This window comes from Caldisericum exile AZM16c01 (assembly GCF_000284335.1).
In the GTDB taxonomy this organism is placed as follows: Bacteria; Caldisericota; Caldisericia; order Caldisericales; family Caldisericaceae; genus Caldisericum; species Caldisericum exile.
The window spans coordinates 701554-719362 of sequence record NC_017096.1 but is presented as its reverse complement, the minus strand read 5'-3'; the positions used below and the strand labels follow the sequence as shown (position 1 = coordinate 719362).

Annotated in this window: 14 protein-coding genes; all 14 read right to left on the bottom strand. The window is 34.6% G+C overall.

Going from position 1 to position 17809, the window contains the following annotated elements:
- Positions 1-50: 50 nt before the first annotated feature.
- Positions 51-3719: a glucodextranase DOMON-like domain-containing protein gene (locus CSE_RS03510; protein WP_014453267.1), complete on the bottom strand. Its 3669-nt coding sequence runs from the start codon at positions 3717-3719 to the stop codon at positions 51-53.
- A 73-nt stretch (positions 3720-3792) separates the two neighbouring features.
- A complete protein-coding gene (tgt, locus tag CSE_RS03505; RefSeq protein ID WP_014453266.1) occupies positions 3793-4920 on the bottom strand; it encodes a tRNA guanosine(34) transglycosylase Tgt in 1128 nt (375 codons plus the stop codon).
- Positions 4921-4928: 8 nt separating this feature from the next.
- Complete coding sequence (gene queA, locus CSE_RS03500; RefSeq protein ID WP_014453265.1) at positions 4929-5954, bottom strand: tRNA preQ1(34) S-adenosylmethionine ribosyltransferase-isomerase QueA; 1026 nt, start codon at positions 5952-5954, stop codon at positions 4929-4931.
- Between the two features lies 1 nt (position 5955).
- Positions 5956-6663: a CvpA family protein gene (locus CSE_RS03495; protein WP_014453264.1), complete on the bottom strand. Its 708-nt coding sequence runs from the start codon at positions 6661-6663 to the stop codon at positions 5956-5958.
- A 32-nt stretch (positions 6664-6695) separates the two neighbouring features.
- Positions 6696-7961: a GTPase HflX gene (gene hflX / locus CSE_RS03490; RefSeq protein WP_014453263.1), complete on the bottom strand. Its 1266-nt coding sequence runs from the start codon at positions 7959-7961 to the stop codon at positions 6696-6698.
- Positions 7945-8298, bottom strand: a complete 354-nt coding sequence (locus tag CSE_RS03485) for a phage holin family protein (protein WP_014453262.1) — start codon at positions 8296-8298, stop codon at positions 7945-7947. The genes hflX and CSE_RS03485 overlap by 17 nt, the downstream gene beginning before the upstream one ends.
- A complete protein-coding gene (gene uvrC, locus CSE_RS03480) occupies positions 8288-9925 on the bottom strand; it encodes an excinuclease ABC subunit UvrC (protein ID WP_050981321.1) in 1638 nt (545 codons plus the stop codon). Before uvrC ends, CSE_RS03485 begins: the two co-directional genes overlap by 11 nt.
- Positions 9915-11462, bottom strand: a complete 1548-nt coding sequence (rny, locus tag CSE_RS03475) for a ribonuclease Y (protein WP_014453260.1) — start codon at positions 11460-11462, stop codon at positions 9915-9917. Before rny ends, uvrC begins: the two co-directional genes overlap by 11 nt.
- A 5-nt stretch (positions 11463-11467) precedes the next feature.
- A complete protein-coding gene (locus CSE_RS03470; protein ID WP_014453259.1) occupies positions 11468-11911 on the bottom strand; it encodes a regulatory protein RecX in 444 nt (147 codons plus the stop codon).
- Entirely contained in the window at positions 11874-12890 is a 1017-nt protein-coding gene (gene recA, locus CSE_RS03465) for a recombinase RecA (RefSeq protein ID WP_014453258.1), read from the bottom strand. The genes CSE_RS03470 and recA overlap by 38 nt, the downstream gene beginning before the upstream one ends.
- Positions 12891-12925: 35 nt before the next feature.
- Positions 12926-13468, bottom strand: coding sequence for an RNA 2',3'-cyclic phosphodiesterase (gene thpR / locus CSE_RS03460; protein WP_014453257.1), 543 nt, complete (start codon positions 13466-13468; stop codon positions 12926-12928).
- Positions 13465-14754, bottom strand: coding sequence for a 30S ribosomal protein S12 methylthiotransferase RimO (gene rimO, locus CSE_RS03455; RefSeq protein WP_014453256.1), 1290 nt, complete (start codon positions 14752-14754; stop codon positions 13465-13467). The genes thpR and rimO overlap by 4 nt, the downstream gene beginning before the upstream one ends.
- Positions 14751-15482, bottom strand: coding sequence for a helix-turn-helix domain-containing protein (locus CSE_RS03450; RefSeq protein ID WP_014453255.1), 732 nt, complete (start codon positions 15480-15482; stop codon positions 14751-14753). The genes rimO and CSE_RS03450 overlap by 4 nt, the downstream gene beginning before the upstream one ends.
- Positions 15460-17799 carry an endopeptidase La gene (gene lon / locus CSE_RS03445; protein ID WP_014453254.1) on the bottom strand — a complete coding sequence of 780 codons (2340 nt, stop codon included), beginning with the start codon at positions 17797-17799 and terminating at the stop codon, positions 15460-15462. The genes CSE_RS03450 and lon overlap by 23 nt, the downstream gene beginning before the upstream one ends.
- Between the last annotated feature and the right edge of the window lie 10 nt (positions 17800-17809).

The window sequence follows — 17809 nt, the reverse complement described above, 5'->3', positions numbered from 1 at the left end:
TGCCTCCTTTAAATGTTCAAGAGTGAAGGAGATTCTCCTTCACTCTAAATCTATGGGAGGTAGTAGAGATTTGCAGTTTTATTTACACTGTCTATATTATACTTAAATTTGAACGCATATGCAAGTGCTTTTATAGGGAATTTCAAGATACCGTTCTCTACGTAACTCCTTATATTCTGTTCTCCTTGAACTAATGGTATTGCACTACCATTAAGAAGTGCTTTGTTTTGCCCTACCCAGTGTTCATATTTATTATCCATAAATACAAGAGTAAGCTTGTTACCATCAAAAGAATAACTTATACCCAAAGCATTGCAAAGGTCTTCAAGAGAAGTTGTTGCATCATTAAATCTCTCTGAAAATTCAGTTTTAATATTCGCATTTTTGAATTGAATATTTGAACCATTTCTTACAAGATAATTTTTATCAAAAGGTAGACAAATTTCCAATTTATAACTCGTGTAAAAGTAAAATTCAAAAGCTGAGGATGTAGAATTTTTCCCTAATCCATCTCCATTAAAACTCAGAATACCTTTAAAGTTCTCTTTATATGCATTAGGAACGTTGCTTGCCAAACCAAAAGTAATCTTAACCTTTTCAACTTCTCCTTTTTTAACACTTCCATTGAAGGCAATTACTTTACCATTGATAACGCTTTTAAACGAACTTGTTTCTATTTTCCTAACTTTGACAAAATCAGGGATATACAATGTTAGCTCATTACCTTCAAGATCATCTTGATCACCTTTACCAATATTTTTAATCTGAATATCAAGAGAAAATTCCGAATTAGGAGGAGTAATTTCTCCAATGTTTAATTTGTAAGAAGAGATAAGATTAGGTACTTCTTTTGCTTTTTCAAGGGGAAGCATAGGAATAATTGCAAGTTTTTTACTGTTCACATCGTAAGAGGTTAGGATTTCTTTTTGAGTCTTATCCTTAGGTGTAAAGATATCCATTACTTTCGGGAGTACTCCTGCATTAAGTGCCTCAGGATCTCCCCCTCCACAGGTCCATTCGCTTGCAGTTTGCGTGATTGCCCTGAAATACCCGGCTCCGTATCCGTCTTGACTTCCCGAAATGATGCACACATAAGGAGTATAATTGGAATTAATTGAAAGATACTTTTTAGGTACTACAACGTTTATTGTATTCTTTTCATTGTCAACTGAAATTCCAAGTTCTCCTTGTGCAACTTCACCTTTTGAATTTTGTATATAGTTGCCATATGACCACCCTGCAATACGAATTGCAACATCCCAAGGATGCTTATCATCAAGCAAAGCATTTGGACCATTAACATCAATAGGCTCGGTCATTCCACCATCAATAACATCAAAGTATGTTTCAATAATTTGAAAAGAAAAACCATTAGGTCCATTCCAAGGATTTCCACCTATGGAACCCATTTCATACTGAAGTATATAATTCTCTCCTGCATCATACATCTTAAAGGAAATTAAATCAAAAAGATGACCCTTATTTTTAAACACATCGTTAAGAGGATAGGTATAAGTTCCAGGCCCGCTATCATCATTTGCTTGATCGTAAAGTTCACCTATAAGGGTTCCTCCAATGTTTAGCGGGAATTTTAATTTAATAGGTTGTGTTTCTACCTTTATATTCCCGTTTTTAACACCTACTATTACGATATATAACTTGTTCAAGTTGAGACCATTTAGATCCAAAGAATATACACTATCTTTCCCGTAAATCTCAAAATCAACGGGCATTCCAATACTTTCGTTTGTATATGGGAAATTGCTCATATTAAAGTTTCTGGGTTTTGTCTGTTCGCTTAAAAATGAATTTAAAGATTTTCCGTTATATACTGCAACAATGAAATCTTGAGAATTGAGTTTTAAAGTTAGCAAATTTTTCTTTTTGCTATAAACCATTTCCCCTATTTTCATATTCGAAAGATTACTAACAGAAACAACCTCATCATCCTTTAAGGATATTTCAGTTGATACATAAGGTTCCCCATCTGGGAAATAATTTCCATAAAGATAATCTGGAATATCACTTCCAATTTTTTTGTAAATTTCTCCCAAATGTATTTTATATAATCTATCAAATGCAGGGTCATTTCCTGAACTTTGATCACTTCCATACCACCAAAACCAATCAGATCCCTCTGCAATCATCAAATCTCGCCTAACTTCAGTTTGAATACTCAAACTGAGAGAATTTTCTTTTTCTTTGTATTTTTTATATGCGTCAATTAACCACATCCACGCAATATTTTCTTGAGGTTCACCAATCCATGTATCAAGCGTTGGATTCACCCAACTTGATTCTCCAAAATACCCATCATACTCTCTCTTTGGAAGATTTGAATAAGAGTTAATATTAGATATATCTTTATTCTCAAGATAAAGTGCTGATACTTTATGTAAAGTCACCTCATGGCCTTTAAACTTCGAAAGATATTCAGACGGTGTTACTACTTTTATAATTCCCTTCTTTTGAAGTTCCGAAAGTTTACCATAAAACGCGTTTAAGAAATCGTTTCCGTCATTTTCATAGTATTCCCACGCATTCTCTCCATCAAGAGCAATTGTATAAACAAGATCACCTGCCGTATTGAGTTTTTGTAAATTCGTAAGCGTTGTTTCAACATCAGTTATTGCCTCATTAACAGATTTTCCTGAGTATCTAAAACTAATTCCATCAGATAAATATTTGTCTCTAAAAAATACTGTAACCCCGTTAATAGTATATGGAAGATGCGCTTTTATAGGATCATTTTTGTCTATCCCGAGTTGAGGAAGGTTATCGATATCGGAGATGGTCCACTTTAAATTAAATTCGCTAAATATTTTCAAAACATCGTCGTTAAGAGCACATTCCGAAGCCCAAATTCCTGCTGGTGTTGAGCCAAACGTTTCATTAAAAAGCTTGTTAGAAGCATCCAATTGTTCTTTTAATTCAGTTGATAAACCAAAATCTACAAGAAGTGGAGAAATTGGATGCGCAAATGGCGTTGAAACAATTTCGATGAGTTTCTCATCCATTAACTTCTTGTATTCAGGCAGAATCATTGACATTATTTCCATCTGTTTTCTTAAGACAAGATTTCTTTCCTCTATAGTGAAATTTTCTTTCTTATATGCCTTATCTAAAAGAGGTGCCAATTCAGGATCGCTTTTTATGTAATTTACATCAAGCCAAAAGAGGTTAAAGAGTGTTTGTAAATTTAAATAATCTTGACTTGAATAAGCATTAACCAATTTATCTTTATCCTCTATTGAATACTGTTTGAAAATGTCTTGTCTTTTATTTAATAAATCTGTGTATAGAGGAACTTTCTTTATAATGTGATCCCAATTGATATCAAAGAACCCACCAGGGATAGATAGCATGAAAAACTTTTGGTCAATTGTAAGTTTATCTGGGTCAACTCTGGAAACAATATGATATTTATCTTCTACTCCGCTTAGATAGTCTTTTATTTGATCAATAAGGCTCCCGGAAAGATCATACGTTATGTGTATATCCTTGAATTGAGATGAAAGATAAGGCATCCTATAGTAATCTTTAGCCCCGTGAAGCCTTACCCAAGGTAGAATATATGTATTAGACTCGGGATCTTTATAAAAAGGCTGATGATTGTGAAACATTACAATGACGTTAAGTGGTTTTGCCTTTGGAGCACATCCTGCAAAAAATGGCGTAAGAATCAAAATTAGCACTAACACCGCCAATACTTTCTTCATACCTACCTCCTTTATTATTTACAATACGTAATAAATTATACAGAAAATTTCGTTATCTCAAATTCGGATTAAATTATTCTGAATTATTCCCCTCTTTATACTTACTTTTAAATTCTTGGTAAAAGTCCTTAAAATACCCTTCCTTAATTGATTTTCTTATTTCTTGTATTAACCAGTTCATGAAATAGAGATTATGAATGGTTGCAAGACGACCTGCAAGATGCTCCTTTGCTTTAAAAAGATGATTTAAATATGCCTTTGTATAATGTTTACAGGTATAACATCCACAATCATTTTCTATAGGAGTAAAATCCTCTTTATATATTGCTTTTGTTATTTTTATTGTACCAGTTTTTGTAAAAAGAGTTCTATTTCTTGCAATTCTTGTTGGAAGGACACAATCAAACATATCAACTCCAAGCCGTACATATTCAAGTATGCTTATCGGATCTCCAACTCCCATAAAGTATCTTGGTTTATATTTTGGCAAGAGAGACACCGTGTAGTCAACCATCTCGGCTGTAAGTTCTTTTTCTTCTCCAATACTTAATCCACCAAGTGTAACGCCAGGAAAATCCAATTCTAAAATTCTTTCAACAGCCTCTTTTCGGAGGTCTTTATAAAATCCTCCTTGAATTACACCAAAAAGAATTTGATCTTCTCTTTTGTGTGCTTTTAAACTTCTTTTTGCCCATTCAACTGTTATATCAAGTTCCCTTTTCGTTTCAGAGTGCGGACTTGGGTATGTTCCACATATATCGAGTGGAATTGCAATGTCAGATCCAATTTTTTCTTGTGTCTCAATTACAAGTTCAGGAGTGAAAAAGTGTTTTGACCCATCAATAAATGACTTAAATTCCACGCCATCTGAGTTAATCTTCCTCAAATCTTTCAAAGATAACACCTGGAAGCCACCGCTATCTGTAAGCACTGCTCCATCCCAATCCATAAATTTGTGGATGCCACCCGCTTTTTCAATGATTGAAGCACCTGGTTGTAAATATAGATGGTATGTGTTTGAAAGTATAATCTTAAAGCCAATTTCTCTAATTTCATCAGATGTAAGCGTCTTAACGGTTGCCTGTGTTCCAACAGGCATAAAAACAGGTGTCTCAATGGTGCCATGTGGCGTTTCGAACTGTGTAATTCGAGCCCTTGACCAACTATCTTCTGCTAAAACTTTGAACTTTATATCAAACATGTATCACCTCATAGGATAAGCATTGCATCGCCAAAACTATAAAATCTATATCTTTCTTTTACGGCAATATTATACGCCTTCAAAGTTAATTCAGTTGAAGCAAAGGCACAAACCAAAGCAAGGAGTGTAGTTTTTGGAAAATGAAAGTTTGTAATAAGTGCATCAACCATCTTAAATGGATATCCAGGTTTAATAAATAGGCGTGTCGAGCCTGAATATGGTTTCAAAATGTGGTTTCTTGTCGATGCTGTTTCAAGAGCCCTTACAACTGTTGTTCCAACAGCAATTATTCTTCCACCATTTGCTTTTACTTCATTCACAGTTTTTGCGGTGTCTTTTGAAATAAAGAATTCCTCTTCATGCATTTTGTGTTTATTTAAATCATCTTCCTTGATTGGTTTAAATGTCCCAAGGCCAACATGTAGTGTAATATATTTAACACAAACACCCATTTCTTCAATTTGCTTTAAAAGTTCTTTCGTAAAATGAAGCCCTGCAGTAGGCGATGCAACGGATCCTAAAAGATTCGCATAGACTGTTTGATATTCCTCCAAATTCACCTTTGCCTTTATATAAGGTGGAAGAGGAACTTCTCCATATTTTAAAACCTCTTCCATCTCAAGAGCACTTTCAAATTCAACTGTATTCTCTCCAAATTCGCCTTTTAATAATACCCTAACTTTGACTTCTGGATCTTTACTAACAAGTATCTCATCTCCAACATGAACTCTATCATTTGGCGATGTTAAAGCAAGCCATTTTTTATAAGATAGGTATTTTAAAAGAAAAATCTCTCTTTTGCCACCTGTTCTAATATTTGTTCCCAAAAATCGAGCCTTCAAAACCTTGCTATTATTTAAGACAAGACAATCACCTTTCTTCAAATATTCCACAATGTTGTAAAATTTCCTATGCTCAATTTCGCCTGTATCTCTGTGAACAACCATAAGACGTGCATGATCTCTTGGATAGATCGGATGTTGCGCAATAAGTTCTTTGTCAAGGTTGTAGTCAAGAAAATCTAAATTTGCCATATCATTTAAAATTCGCAATAATGGAAGTTAGGTAATTTGAGATCAATTGAAAATAAGTTTCCGAAATGTAATATGTTCTCGAACTTATGAGCATCTTGAAAAACTCGCTTTGCGATAGATCAAGATATGAGAAAACGAACCCCAGCATATGTATCACAACTGCAATTATGGTAAGTGATAATGCAACACGCAAAACGCCGCCAAGGATTATATCAATCCACCTTAAGAAAGGACTTACTCTCAAGGTTTGCCTAATTATTAACGCAACAATTCTAACTATCAAAATTACGATAACAAAAACAAGTACGTAAGAAATCGCATTTACAAGAAATTGAGATAAACGCAGAGTTATAAAATCTTTCACGCTCAAATAAGGCTCTGTTCCATTTGCGAGGATAAAATTTTCAAGCGTTTTAGGAAGATGCATATTCGTTATAGTCTTAGAAACATTTTCAAAAGTTGCTCCAAGACTTGAAAAACCTCCAGGAATATTTACAAGATTTTGAATTTTTTCAGCAATACTTTTATCAAGATGAAAACTATGATTTAGAAAAAGCGATAACTTAGGCGCAAGCAAGTTTGACAAAAAAACTCCTAAGACTATCCCAATAATATCAAATATAAAAAGAATTGCACCTCTATTTATCCCAACGAAAAACTCAGTCAACAATAAAGCAAATACAAAAATATCAACGTAGTTCGTATTCATACTAATGATTTTACCAATTTTTCAAGTATTTTTCAAGCAGTCCTTTGGGAAGAAAAATAATTTTTGAATTTACCTAAATTTGAGTAGTAGCCTTCGACGTACAATATGATATTTTCTTCTGTATCTTTTCTTGAAATGACATTCGCTACAGTGTAAATCTCATCAAGAAGATGAGCGTCTTTATAAGGCAAAACTATTTTTACTCTTACTATCAATTCGCTAAGCATGTTTGCAAGACGTTCTTTTAACTGGTCGATACCAATACTCTCCTTGGCTGAGATAAAAATGGCATCTTTGTAAATTGATTGTAGATATTTGAGAGGCTCTTCACCGATTTTGTCAATCTTATTAAATACTGTAATAATTGGAATATTAGATGCTCCTAAATCTTTAAGTGTACAAAGAACAACCTCCATTTTATCCCTAAAAAGAGGGTCTGATGCATCAACAAGATGTATAATTATCCACGAATCAAGAATTTCTTCAAGAGTTGAGTGAAATGCATAGATAAGTTGTGGCGGTAAATCTCTTATAAAACCTATTGTATCAACAAAAATAGCAGAGATATTTTGTTTTATCTCACCCACCCTCGAAAGACTGTCAAGCGTTGCAAAAAGTTTATCCTCCACATAAGCTTCACTTTGAGTCAATGTATTTAAAAGAGTTGACTTGCCTGCATTAGTATATCCTACTATTGAAATTATAGGAATACTACTTTTTGTCCTTCGTTTTCTAATTTCAACTCTGTGTTTTTTAATTTCTTCCAGTTTTTTCTCAAGTATTTGAATCCTTTTTGCAATATATCGCCTCTTTAACTCAGTTTTTCTTTCACCTGGTCCTTTTAATCCCATTTCAGAACCTGTCTGTTGATCTAAATCTACGTCTTCATGAACAATTTCAGGAAGACGCATCTTGAGTTGTGATAATTCTACCTGAAGTTTTGCTTCAGTTGTCCGTGCTCGCATAGAAAATATCATAAGAATAAGATGTGGTCTATCAACAACGGGAACGCCAAGTTCCTTAGAAAGATTTCTTAACTGGAGGAATGTTAAAGTAGTATCAATAAAAACAATTTTAGCATCTGTAAGTTGTGCAAGTTTTTTTAATTCCTCGATTTTTCCTGTTCCAAGAAAAGTTGAATAACGCGGTTCTCTCAGTGAATATGTTGTTTCTGCAACAATTTCATAGGAAAGAGTTTCTACAAGAAGTCTAAATTCTTCAAGATACTCTTCTCTTAGCTCTTTATTTTCCTTACTTATGATATGTACAAGGATTGCCTTTCTATCGATTTTTTCCAAATAAAACCCCCTTCAAAACCACCGAAATTACTGACAAAAGAAGAGATGCAAATACCGCATCCCAGAAAGAGTAGACATGAAAGCCGGGAACAAGAAGCGAAACGATTTTAAGCATTAATCCGTTAATTATAAACATAAATAGACCTAAGGTAAGAAATATTAGTGGAAGCGATAAGAACATAAAGAAAGGTCTTATGACTGAGTTCACAATACCAAAAATTAGGCTTGCAACAAGAATACTTAATGTGTTATCAAAAGATATCCCGGGAACAATTAAACTTACTAAGTAAAGGGCAATTGCGTTAACAATGAAACTCACCAAAATTTTATTCTTCATTTCCGTCCTCCGTAATTATCTTAGAATGCAACTCCTTAAAGTATGCCTTTGCAAATCTATGTGATTCATCCCTTACCTGTTGTAATAACTTAAGAACAGGTGAGTCTCTTTCAAGTCTTATCGGTTCGTTACTCTTCTCAGTAAAAACAAGTTCTTCTTTTTTTGCAAGTGAAATAAAATCAACATCAAGGTTCAATATCTCTTTTACTTTTTTCCCAACTTCAAGTTGACCTAAACCTCCGTCAATAAGGACAAGATTAGGAAGTTCTTTTGAAAAGCCTTCTTCATTATGCATAAATCTCCTTAAAAGTACCTCATAAAGCATTGCATAATCATTTGGACCTTCCACAAATTTTATTCTAAATCTACGATATTCATCTTTATCTTTTTTCCCACGAGTAAACACAACCATTGATCCCACTGCGAATTTCCCTTGTATATTTGAAATATCATAGCCTTCAATTCTTATAGGAATATGCTTTAAGGAAAGTATCTCTTTCATTTGGACAAGGACTTTTGGTGTTTCATTTTCTTTTCTTTTTAGATAATTCTCAAGGTGTAATTTTGCATTTTCTTTTGCAAATTCTAAAACTTTTTTGGAAGCTTTCCCTTTAGCTTTTACAATTTGCACTTTATGTCCTGTTTTTTCTTTCAGAAATTTTTCAAGTGCTTCTTTGTTCTCCAAAGAACAATCAACATATATCTTTTCAGATGTCGCATGTTGTGAATACGAAATCAAAAATTGCTCGATAAGCGTTGGTTTATCTTCTAAAGATTCCAAAATAAATGGATAAAGGCTTACAACCCTCCCGTTTCTTATAGTTACTTTCACAACACAACTCTTATCACCTTTTATCTCGCCTGTAATTAGGTCGAAATTCACATTTTCTTCGGTAATAACACGTTGCGAGGAGAAAATCGCATTAAGCCCATTAATTGCATCACGATATATGATTGCTCTCTCAAATTGTAATTCTCTTTTTGCTTTTTCCATTTCATTTGCAAGAGTGTTAATAATTGATTTGTCTTCGCTTCTTAAAAAAGTCTTCAAATTTTCAACTGTTTTTATATAATCTACTTTGCTTATAAGATGTGCACATGGTGCAGAGCAAAGTCCAATTTGATAAAGCATGCAGGGCTGATACTTTTTTTCTTCACTTATTTTTAGATTACACGAACGAATTGGAAATATCTTACGAAGAGTCTTAATTGTTGTATCTACTGCCTTTCCATGAGGGAATGGGCCAAAATAATTTCCCTTTTCGCCTCTAATCCTGTAGACTTTTTGAATTTTTGGATACTCTTCATCAGTTATCTTTATATATGGATAGTTCTCGTCATCTACAAGTCTTACATTGAAAGGCGGCTTGAATTTTTTAATAAGATTGTTTTCAAGAAGAAGGGCTTCATCTGGGTTTTCTGTTATGATAAATTCAATAGTTCTTATTCTTGAAAAAAGCGCTTTACCTTTTGTATCTTTAGGATTTTTGTATGAACTTACTCTCTTTTTAAGTGATTTTGCCTTTCCTACATAAATGACTTTATTTTCTTTATCTTTTAAAATATACACACCGGAAGAGTCAGGTAAAAACTCCAACTCCTCCGGAAATTTAAGACTATTTTGCATACTCTACATATCGAGTTTCTCTTACGACAGTAACCTTAATAATGCCTGGATATACCAAAGACTCTTCAATCGTCCTTGCAACATCTCTTGCAATCTTCTGCGAAGTTTCTTCGTCAACTTCCTCAGGATTTACAAGAATTCTAACTTCACGTCCCGCTTGGACTACAAACGCCTTTTTAACACCAGTTACAGAGCTTGCAATTCGCTCGAGTTCCTCCATTCTCTTTATGTAGTTTTCAAGGTCTTCTCTTCTTGCACCAGGCCTTGTTGCAGATAACGTATCAGCCACCTGGACTATAACGTCCAGAGCAGTTTCTTGTTTTATATCACCATGGTGTGACTGAACAGCATGAATAACTAATTCGTTTTCACCAAATTTTCTCAAAAGTTCCCCTCCAGTAAGCGCATGAGGGCCTTCATACTCCTGAGAAATAACTTTCCCTATGTCATGCAAAAATCCCGCCCTTTTTGCAAGTACAACGTTTTCACCAATTTCTTGAGCAATGATTCCAGCAATTGTTGCAACTTCAAGAGAATGTTTTAGAAGGTTTTGACCGTAACTTGTCCTATATTTCATTTCACCAATTATCTTCTTTAATTCAATTGGGAAGCCATACAACGAAATACTCATTAGGGCATCCTCTGCATCCTTTATTAGACTTTCTTCGAATTGTGCCTCTGCTTCGCTTACAAATTCTTCAATTCTTGCAGGATGTATTCTTCCATCAATGATCAATTTTTCAAGTGCTCGTCGTGCAATTTCCCTTCTTATTGGGTCAAAACAAGACAATGTTACTGCTTCAGGTGTATCATCAATTAAGAGGTCAACACCTGTTAGAGTTTCAAAGGTTCTAATGTTTCTTCCTTCACGACCAATAATCCTTCCCTTTAACTCATCAGAAGGAAGCGGCACTACCGATACTGTGGTTTCTGCAACATAATCAATTGCACAACTTTCCATTGCTTCGGATAATATTACTTTTGCTTTCTCTTTTGCAATTGATCTTATCTCCTCCTCAGCCTCAGAAACCTTTCTTGCTATATCTTTCTTTAAACTCTCCTCAACCTCCTTCAGAATGATCTGCCTTGCTTCCTCTCTTGTTAAGGATGCAATTTTAAAGAGCTCTGCTTCGATACTTTTCGCTTTTTCCTCGATTTGTTTATTTAAAGTTAAAATATCTTCCTCTTTTTTTAGGAGGTCTTTTTCCTTTTTATCAAGAAATTGTGCACGTCTATCAACAATTTCTTCCTTTTTTAAAAGTCTATTCTCAATTTCCTGAAGTTCTCTCTGTCTTTCCTTGTATTTGCTTTCTAACTCCTGTATCTTTCTCTCTAATTCTTCCTTCGAATGAATCTTTAATTCACGTTCCTGAACTTCTAATTTCCTTTCCAACTCTTCCTGCTTCTTCTTAACATACTCGTCGAATGAACCTATCTTAGACTTATAGATATAACCTTGAACTACCCATCCTATTATTGCACCAATAGCAAACATAAAAATAGTAACAAGGACATACAAAATGTACGGTACCGACATTATCCTCACCTCCCTAAATTATTTTTTTCGGCGAGGACTTCCTGAACGATATGAGGCCTGAAACCTTTCTGAATTAAATAGGCATAGAGTTTTTCTTTTGGTTTTTTGTGTAAAAAGTATTTTATATTTTCTTTTTCTAAATCATCCGTATATAAATTAGATAAAATATCGTTAAATTCCCTCAACCCGCGCTTTTCAAGTTCCACTTTTATTTTTAAAAAACCATATTTTTTCTTAATATATCTATCTATTAGCCTCAAAGCATATCGTTCATCTGAAAGAAGTCCTCTTTCCTTTAATTTAAATATAACTTCTTCAATACCACTATCAAAATAAGTACTTAGTTTTCCTCTTAATTCATACTCAGAATAATCTTTTCGAGAGAGTAAATTCAACGCATAGTTTAAAATACTACTGGGCTTCTTCTTTCTTTGCAAAGAGTTTTTCATCTAATTCTTTCTTTATCTTATTGAGTAGTTCTTCATTCGACTGCAACAATTTTATCGCATTATCTCTTCCTTGTCCAAGTTTGATGTCACCATATGAGAAGAAAGATCCACTTTTTTTGACAATAGCATTTTCTACTGCAACATCAAATAAATCTCCAAGTCGCGAAATACCTTCACCGAATATAAGATCAACAATTGCTTCTTTATAAGGCGGCGCAACTTTATTTTTTACAACCTTAATTCTAATTCTATTACCTTTGTCGGCACCATCGCCAGAAATTGATTCAACACGTCTTACATCAAGTCTAACTGAAGCATAGAATTTAAGCGCACGTCCACCTGGGGTTACTTCAGGATTACCAAACACAACTCCGATTTTCTCACGCAACTGGTTAATAAAAATCATGCAAGTTTTCGATTTGTTTATTGTGCCTGCAAGTTTTCTCAATGCTTGAGACATAAGTCTTGCTTGTACTCCCATAAAGGAGTCTCCCATGTCTCCCTCTAACTCCGCTTTGGGTACTAAGGCAGCAACAGAATCAAGTACTACAATGTCAACAGCACCAGACCTTACAAAAATGTCTATAATATCAAGTGCCTGTTCTGCATAATCAGGTTGCGAAACGATAAGATCGTCTATATTTACGCCAAGACTTTTCGCATATTCAGGAGAAAACGCATGTTCTACATCCACAAATAACGCCTTTCCGCCCATTCTCTGGGCATTTGCAATCGCCTCGAGAGCAAGAGTGGTTTTTCCACTTCCCTCTGGTCCAAAAATTTCAATGATACGGCCCCTCGGGAAGCCTCCTACACCTAAGGCAAGGTCAAGAGAATAAATACCGGTTGGAATTACCTCTATACTTAAACTGGCTTTTTTATCGCCAAGTCTCATTACTGAACCTTTTCCATACTCCTTCTCAACTTGCATCATTGCAAGTTTAAGGGCTTGTTCCTTGTCGTTTTCAGTATTTGCCATACGCATCAACCTCTCTTTTTTATTTATTATACTGATTAATCTTTAAAATTAAAAGTCTCAATTTCTTTGTAAATAGGGCCATTGCTCATCAATATACTTTCATATACTGTAAGCCCTAAGGCGTTTACAACAAAATCAAAATCCTCAAACTTATATTCGTTAAGATTTATATAGTTTCTCCTGCATCTTCCAAAAGTAATGTGAGGCACATAGGATTCTTCTCTTTTAAAATGATACTTTTCGAAATCTTTATCAAGTATTTTCATTATGTTTTCTATGTTTTTGTCGAAGTCGACTATTGAAAAGAATAGAACTCTTGCAAAATCCTTCTTCGGGAAGCCAGAGATCCCTTTAATTTCAAATGAAAAAGGTTTGCTAATTTTTACAGTTTCTTTAACAATTCTAAAAATTTCTTGAAGAAATGACTCCTCTACTTCCCCAAGGAACTTTGTTGTAACATGAAGGTTATCTTTAGAAACCCACTTTATATCTCCTCTAATCTTCTTCTTGAGATCACATAGAATTTTGAAAAGTTCGTCTTCATAAGGAGTTGTTTTTAAAGATATGAAAATTCTCATTTTTTTATTTCAACCACCCACTCATAAGGGTTCGCCTCTTTTACAATTCCTCTATAAATTTCACCTTGTTTTAGTTTTCCCTGTGCAATAACTACATTATCAATATCCGGAGCATCGTAAATGGATCGCCCAAATGATTTCTTTAATCTTGAATCATAAAAATCAACTATAAAAGAAATTTCCTTTCCAAGGAATGACTTGCTTCTCTTTATTGCAAGTCTTTCCTTTAATTCATTTAATCTTTTAAACCTTTCTTCTTTTGTATCTTCATCGACTTGTTCCAATGTGTAACTTTCTGTTCCAAATTCATTTGAATACTTAAAAATACCAATATGGTCGACTCCATACTTCTCTATGAATTCTTCAAGTTCCTTAAAATCATCCTCACCTTCGGTTGGAAATCCCACGATAACAGAAGTCCTAAAGGCAATGTCTGATTCCTTAATTTTAGAAACTATGCTTTCAAGTTCTTTTTTGGAATATGCACGAAGCATTGCTTTGAGTATTTTATCCGAAGCGTGTTGTATTGGCATGTCGATATATGGCACAATTTTTTTAGACTTTTGAATATATTCAATAAGCAATTGCATATAAGGATGAGGATATGTATAAAGAATTCTTATCCATTCAAGATTATCTATTTTTTCCAATTCTTTTAAAAGTTCGATAAGTTTAATTTCCTTATACAAATCTATGCCATACTGGGTGGTATCTTGCGCAATTAAAACGAGTTCTTTAACACCATTTTCCGAAAGTGCCTTCGCTTCTCTAACAAGAAAATCTATATCGTAACTGTGGGTGTTGCCTTTTATCTTTGGTATAAGGCAAAAGGCACATCTATGCGAGCAACCATCTGCAATTTTTAAATAACTGTAGTGAGGTAAGGTAACTTGGAGTCGTGGCAAATCTGCATACTCAGGTGTTTTATCGACAAAAACACCGCCATTTTCTATTGCCTTTAAAACACTTCTAAGATTGTTTGTTCCAACAAAACCATCAACAGATGGAAATTTCCTTTTAAGTCCCTCTACATCTAAAGACGGATAACATCCAAGGACAAGTAATTTGTCAATTTTACCCTTTTGCTTCTTTTCAACAAATTCACTTATTACTTCTTCAGATTCAGCTCTTGATTCTTTAAGAAAAGCACATGTATTAATTAAGACAATATCGGCATTATCAGTATCAAAAGTTATCGAATACTTCGTTGCAAGTTCACCAAGAACACGCTCAGAATCAACGAGGTTTTTAGGACAACCTAAACTAATTATTGAAACTTTTTTCATGGGAAATTAACCTTTTCTACCCCGCTCGTGGTATACCTGAGTTCAACAACGGTTTCACTACTACTTACTGGTCCAAGATCCTTGCCGTTATAGATTACCGTAACAACCTTTGCGTTTCCAAAACGAATTTGAATATAGTTTTTTGCATGTAATTCAAGTGTCTCATTTTGGTTAATAAATCTTTGTGAATAATTACCATCAATTGTCATTCCGAGCCAGCATCTCCCATTACTTTTCAAAACGAGTATAACAGGGTAGTTAGGAGACTGTTCTTGTAAGTTGTTCTGAGGTTGTGATGGGGTTTGTTCTTGAGGTGTTTGGATGGGAATTTCGGACTCCTTCGGGGAAGTTTCTGTCTGGCTAATACTCTCATTTATTGTAACTTGAGTTCCACTTTTGAATTTTCCAAGAGAAAAAACAAATCCAACAATAAAAAGCAAAATAAAAATTAAAGCTATAAATTTAAGTTTTTTATTTGTACTCCGCTTAATAACCTTTGTTTCCTTGAACAGTTCCTTATACTCGGTTAAAAGTGGCTGTGCATCAATTTCTAAAAACTCTGCATACTTCTTAATATAGGAAAGCACAAAACCATCAAACTCATTACCAAAATCATCAGCTTCAATTTTTTCAAGATAATATTCTCTTATAAGGGTCCCTTTCGAGACATCCTCGAGGGTTAAATTTCTTTTTTCACGTTCTTCCTTAAGTACTTTCCCTATGCTCATTTTCAAGTGCAATATTCAGCGCCTCTTCTACATTTTCTATAAAGTAAAACCTTATGTTATTGCGAACTCCTTCTGGTATATCTTCAATATCAATCTCGTTTGCCTTTGGAAGAATTATTGTCCTGATGTTCGCTCTATATGCACCAAGTACTTTCTCTTTAATTCCGCCAACTGGAAGCACTCTACCTCTTAGAGTAATTTCCCCGGTCATAGCGACATCCTTGTTAACAGGAACGCCTTTCAACACAGAAACAAGAGCTACAAACATTGTAATTCCAGCAGACGGCCCCTCTTTAGGCACCGCACCTTCAGGCACATGAATGTGTATATCGTACTTATCGTAAAAATCTGGTTGAACTCCAAGTTTTTCAGCATTAGCTCTTATATAACTCAATGCAGCCTGGGCAGATTCCTTCATCACCTCACCTAACTGTCCTGTAAGAATAAGGCTACCTTTACCTGGCATTTTGGTTGCCTCTATATAAACAATGTCTCCGCCTGCAAGAGTCACAACCATTCCGCAAGCAACACCAACAAGGCTCTTCTTTTCTTGGGACTCCCTTTCAAATTCTGGCTTTCCAAGATATTTGCGAAGGTTTTCTTCTGTAATTCTTCTTCGAATTTTCCCTCGTTCAGCCTTTTCTTTTGCAACCTTTCTTATTATTTTGGTAATCGATCTCTCGAGATTTCTTAGGCCTGCTTCTCTTGTATATTCATTAATAATTTTAAGAATAGCTTTGTCGGAAATCACCAAATCTTGAGACTCAAGTCCATGGGCTACAAGTTGCTTTGGAATTATAAATTTCTTTGCAATTTGTAGCTTTTCTTCATCAATGTAACCTGGCAGTGTAAGAACTTCCATTCTATCAAGTAGTGCAGGTGGAATTGTATCGACAACATTTGCGGTAGTTATGAAAAGCACTTCGGAGAGATCAAAAGGAAGTTCAATATAATGATCCGAAAACGCATTATTTTGCTCTGGATCAAGTGCTTCAAGAAGTGCTGCTGTTGGATCACCTCTAAAATCTGCTCCAACCTTGTCTATTTCATCAAGAAGGAATACTGGGTTTTTAACTCCTGCTTGCTTTATTCCCTGAATAATTCTCCCAGGTAGTGCACCGACATAGGTTCTTCTATGTCCCCTTATTTCTGCTTCATCCCTAATTCCGCCTAAAGAAACTCTTACAAATTTTCTTCCAAGCGCTTCAGCAATGGATTTTCCTAAGGAAGTTTTACCAACCCCCGGAGGACCAACAAAGCAGAGAATTGGCCCTTTAACATCACTTTTAAGTTTTTTAACTGCAATGAGTTCAAGAATTCTTTCTTTAACATCTTTTAAGTCATAATGGTTCTTATCGAGAATTTCCTGTGCTTTTTTAACGTCAATTGTATCAACAGTAGATTTATCCCAAGGTAACGCAAGAAGCCAATCAATATAATTTTGAATCACCCCACTTTCAGGACTCATTGGCGGAATTTTCTTAAGTTTTTCAAGCTCCTCGTTAATCTTATCAATTACATATTTGGGAAGTTTTCTTCCCTTCATCTTATTTTTTATTTCTGAGATTGTTCCTGCGCCTTCTCCTTCTTCACCAAGTTCTCTTTCGATCTCTTTTAATTTTTCTCTTAAAAAGTACTCTTTTTGGCTTTTCTCAATCCTGTTTCTTACTTCCTCGTCTATCTTTCTTGATATTTCAAGAATCGTGTTTTCCCTTTCAAGAATTTCATGAAGATATTTTAACTGTTCCTTTACATCGGTCGTCTCAAGAATTTTTTGTTTTTCTTCTACCGATACAAAAAGATTTGATATAACAACCATAATAAGTCGATCTGGTGAGTCAATATTTGTTAAACTGAGAATCGCATCCTGAGGAACTTTTTTGTTAAGTTCCGAATAGAGTGCAAATTTATCCGATACAAGCCTCATCAGGGCTTCTGTTTCAGTTGATGGCTCGTATACGCTTTTCAAAGGCTCAACATGTGCATGCCATATCGTAGGCGATAAATCAAATTGTTTTATTTTAACTCTTTCGATACCTTCAACAATTATTCTATATGTGCCATCAGGAAGTCTCAATACTTGAATAATTTCGCATCCAACACCAACATCATATACATCCTTTGGTTCCGGCTCCTCAATGAGGCCGTTTTTTTGCGTTGAAACTACTATTAACTTATCTGTAGAAAGGGCTTCTTCTATTGCGTTTATCGATTTTGGTCGACCAACTATTAATGGCACAACCATATGTGGAAATATTACTATCCCTCTTAGGGGAAAGTATGGTGCATAACTTTTTTGAAAGTTCCTTTCGTTCATTAGTTTACCT

Excerpts from the sequence above, each read along its gene's own strand:
- CSE_RS03485 (WP_014453262.1), bottom strand. The coding sequence starts at position 8,298 with ATGAAGAATAAAATTTTGGTGAGTTTCATTGTTAACGCAATTGCCCTT.
- uvrC (WP_050981321.1), bottom strand. The coding sequence starts at position 9,925 with ATGCAAAATAGTCTTAAATTTCCGGAGGAGTTGGAGTTTTTACCTGAC.
- CSE_RS03450 (WP_014453255.1), bottom strand. The coding sequence starts at position 15,482 with ATGAGCATAGGGAAAGTACTTAAGGAAGAACGTGAAAAAAGAAATTTA.
- tgt (WP_014453266.1), bottom strand. The coding sequence starts at position 4,920 with ATGTTTGATATAAAGTTCAAAGTTTTAGCAGAAGATAGTTGGTCAAGG.
- rny (WP_014453260.1), bottom strand. The coding sequence starts at position 11,462 with ATGTCGGTACCGTACATTTTGTATGTCCTTGTTACTATTTTTATGTTT.
- lon (WP_014453254.1), bottom strand. The coding sequence starts at position 17,799 with ATGAACGAAAGGAACTTTCAAAAAAGTTATGCACCATACTTTCCCCTA.
- rimO (WP_014453256.1), bottom strand. The coding sequence starts at position 14,754 with ATGAAAAAAGTTTCAATAATTAGTTTAGGTTGTCCTAAAAACCTCGTT.
- CSE_RS03510 (WP_014453267.1), bottom strand. The coding sequence starts at position 3,719 with ATGAAGAAAGTATTGGCGGTGTTAGTGCTAATTTTGATTCTTACGCCA.
- CSE_RS03495 (WP_014453264.1), bottom strand. The coding sequence starts at position 6,663 with ATGAATACGAACTACGTTGATATTTTTGTATTTGCTTTATTGTTGACT.
- recA (WP_014453258.1), bottom strand. The coding sequence starts at position 12,890 with ATGGCAAATACTGAAAACGACAAGGAACAAGCCCTTAAACTTGCAATG.
- thpR (WP_014453257.1), bottom strand. The coding sequence starts at position 13,468 with ATGAGAATTTTCATATCTTTAAAAACAACTCCTTATGAAGACGAACTT.
- queA (WP_014453265.1), bottom strand. The coding sequence starts at position 5,954 with ATGGCAAATTTAGATTTTCTTGACTACAACCTTGACAAAGAACTTATT.
- CSE_RS03470 (WP_014453259.1), bottom strand. The coding sequence starts at position 11,911 with ATGAAAAACTCTTTGCAAAGAAAGAAGAAGCCCAGTAGTATTTTAAAC.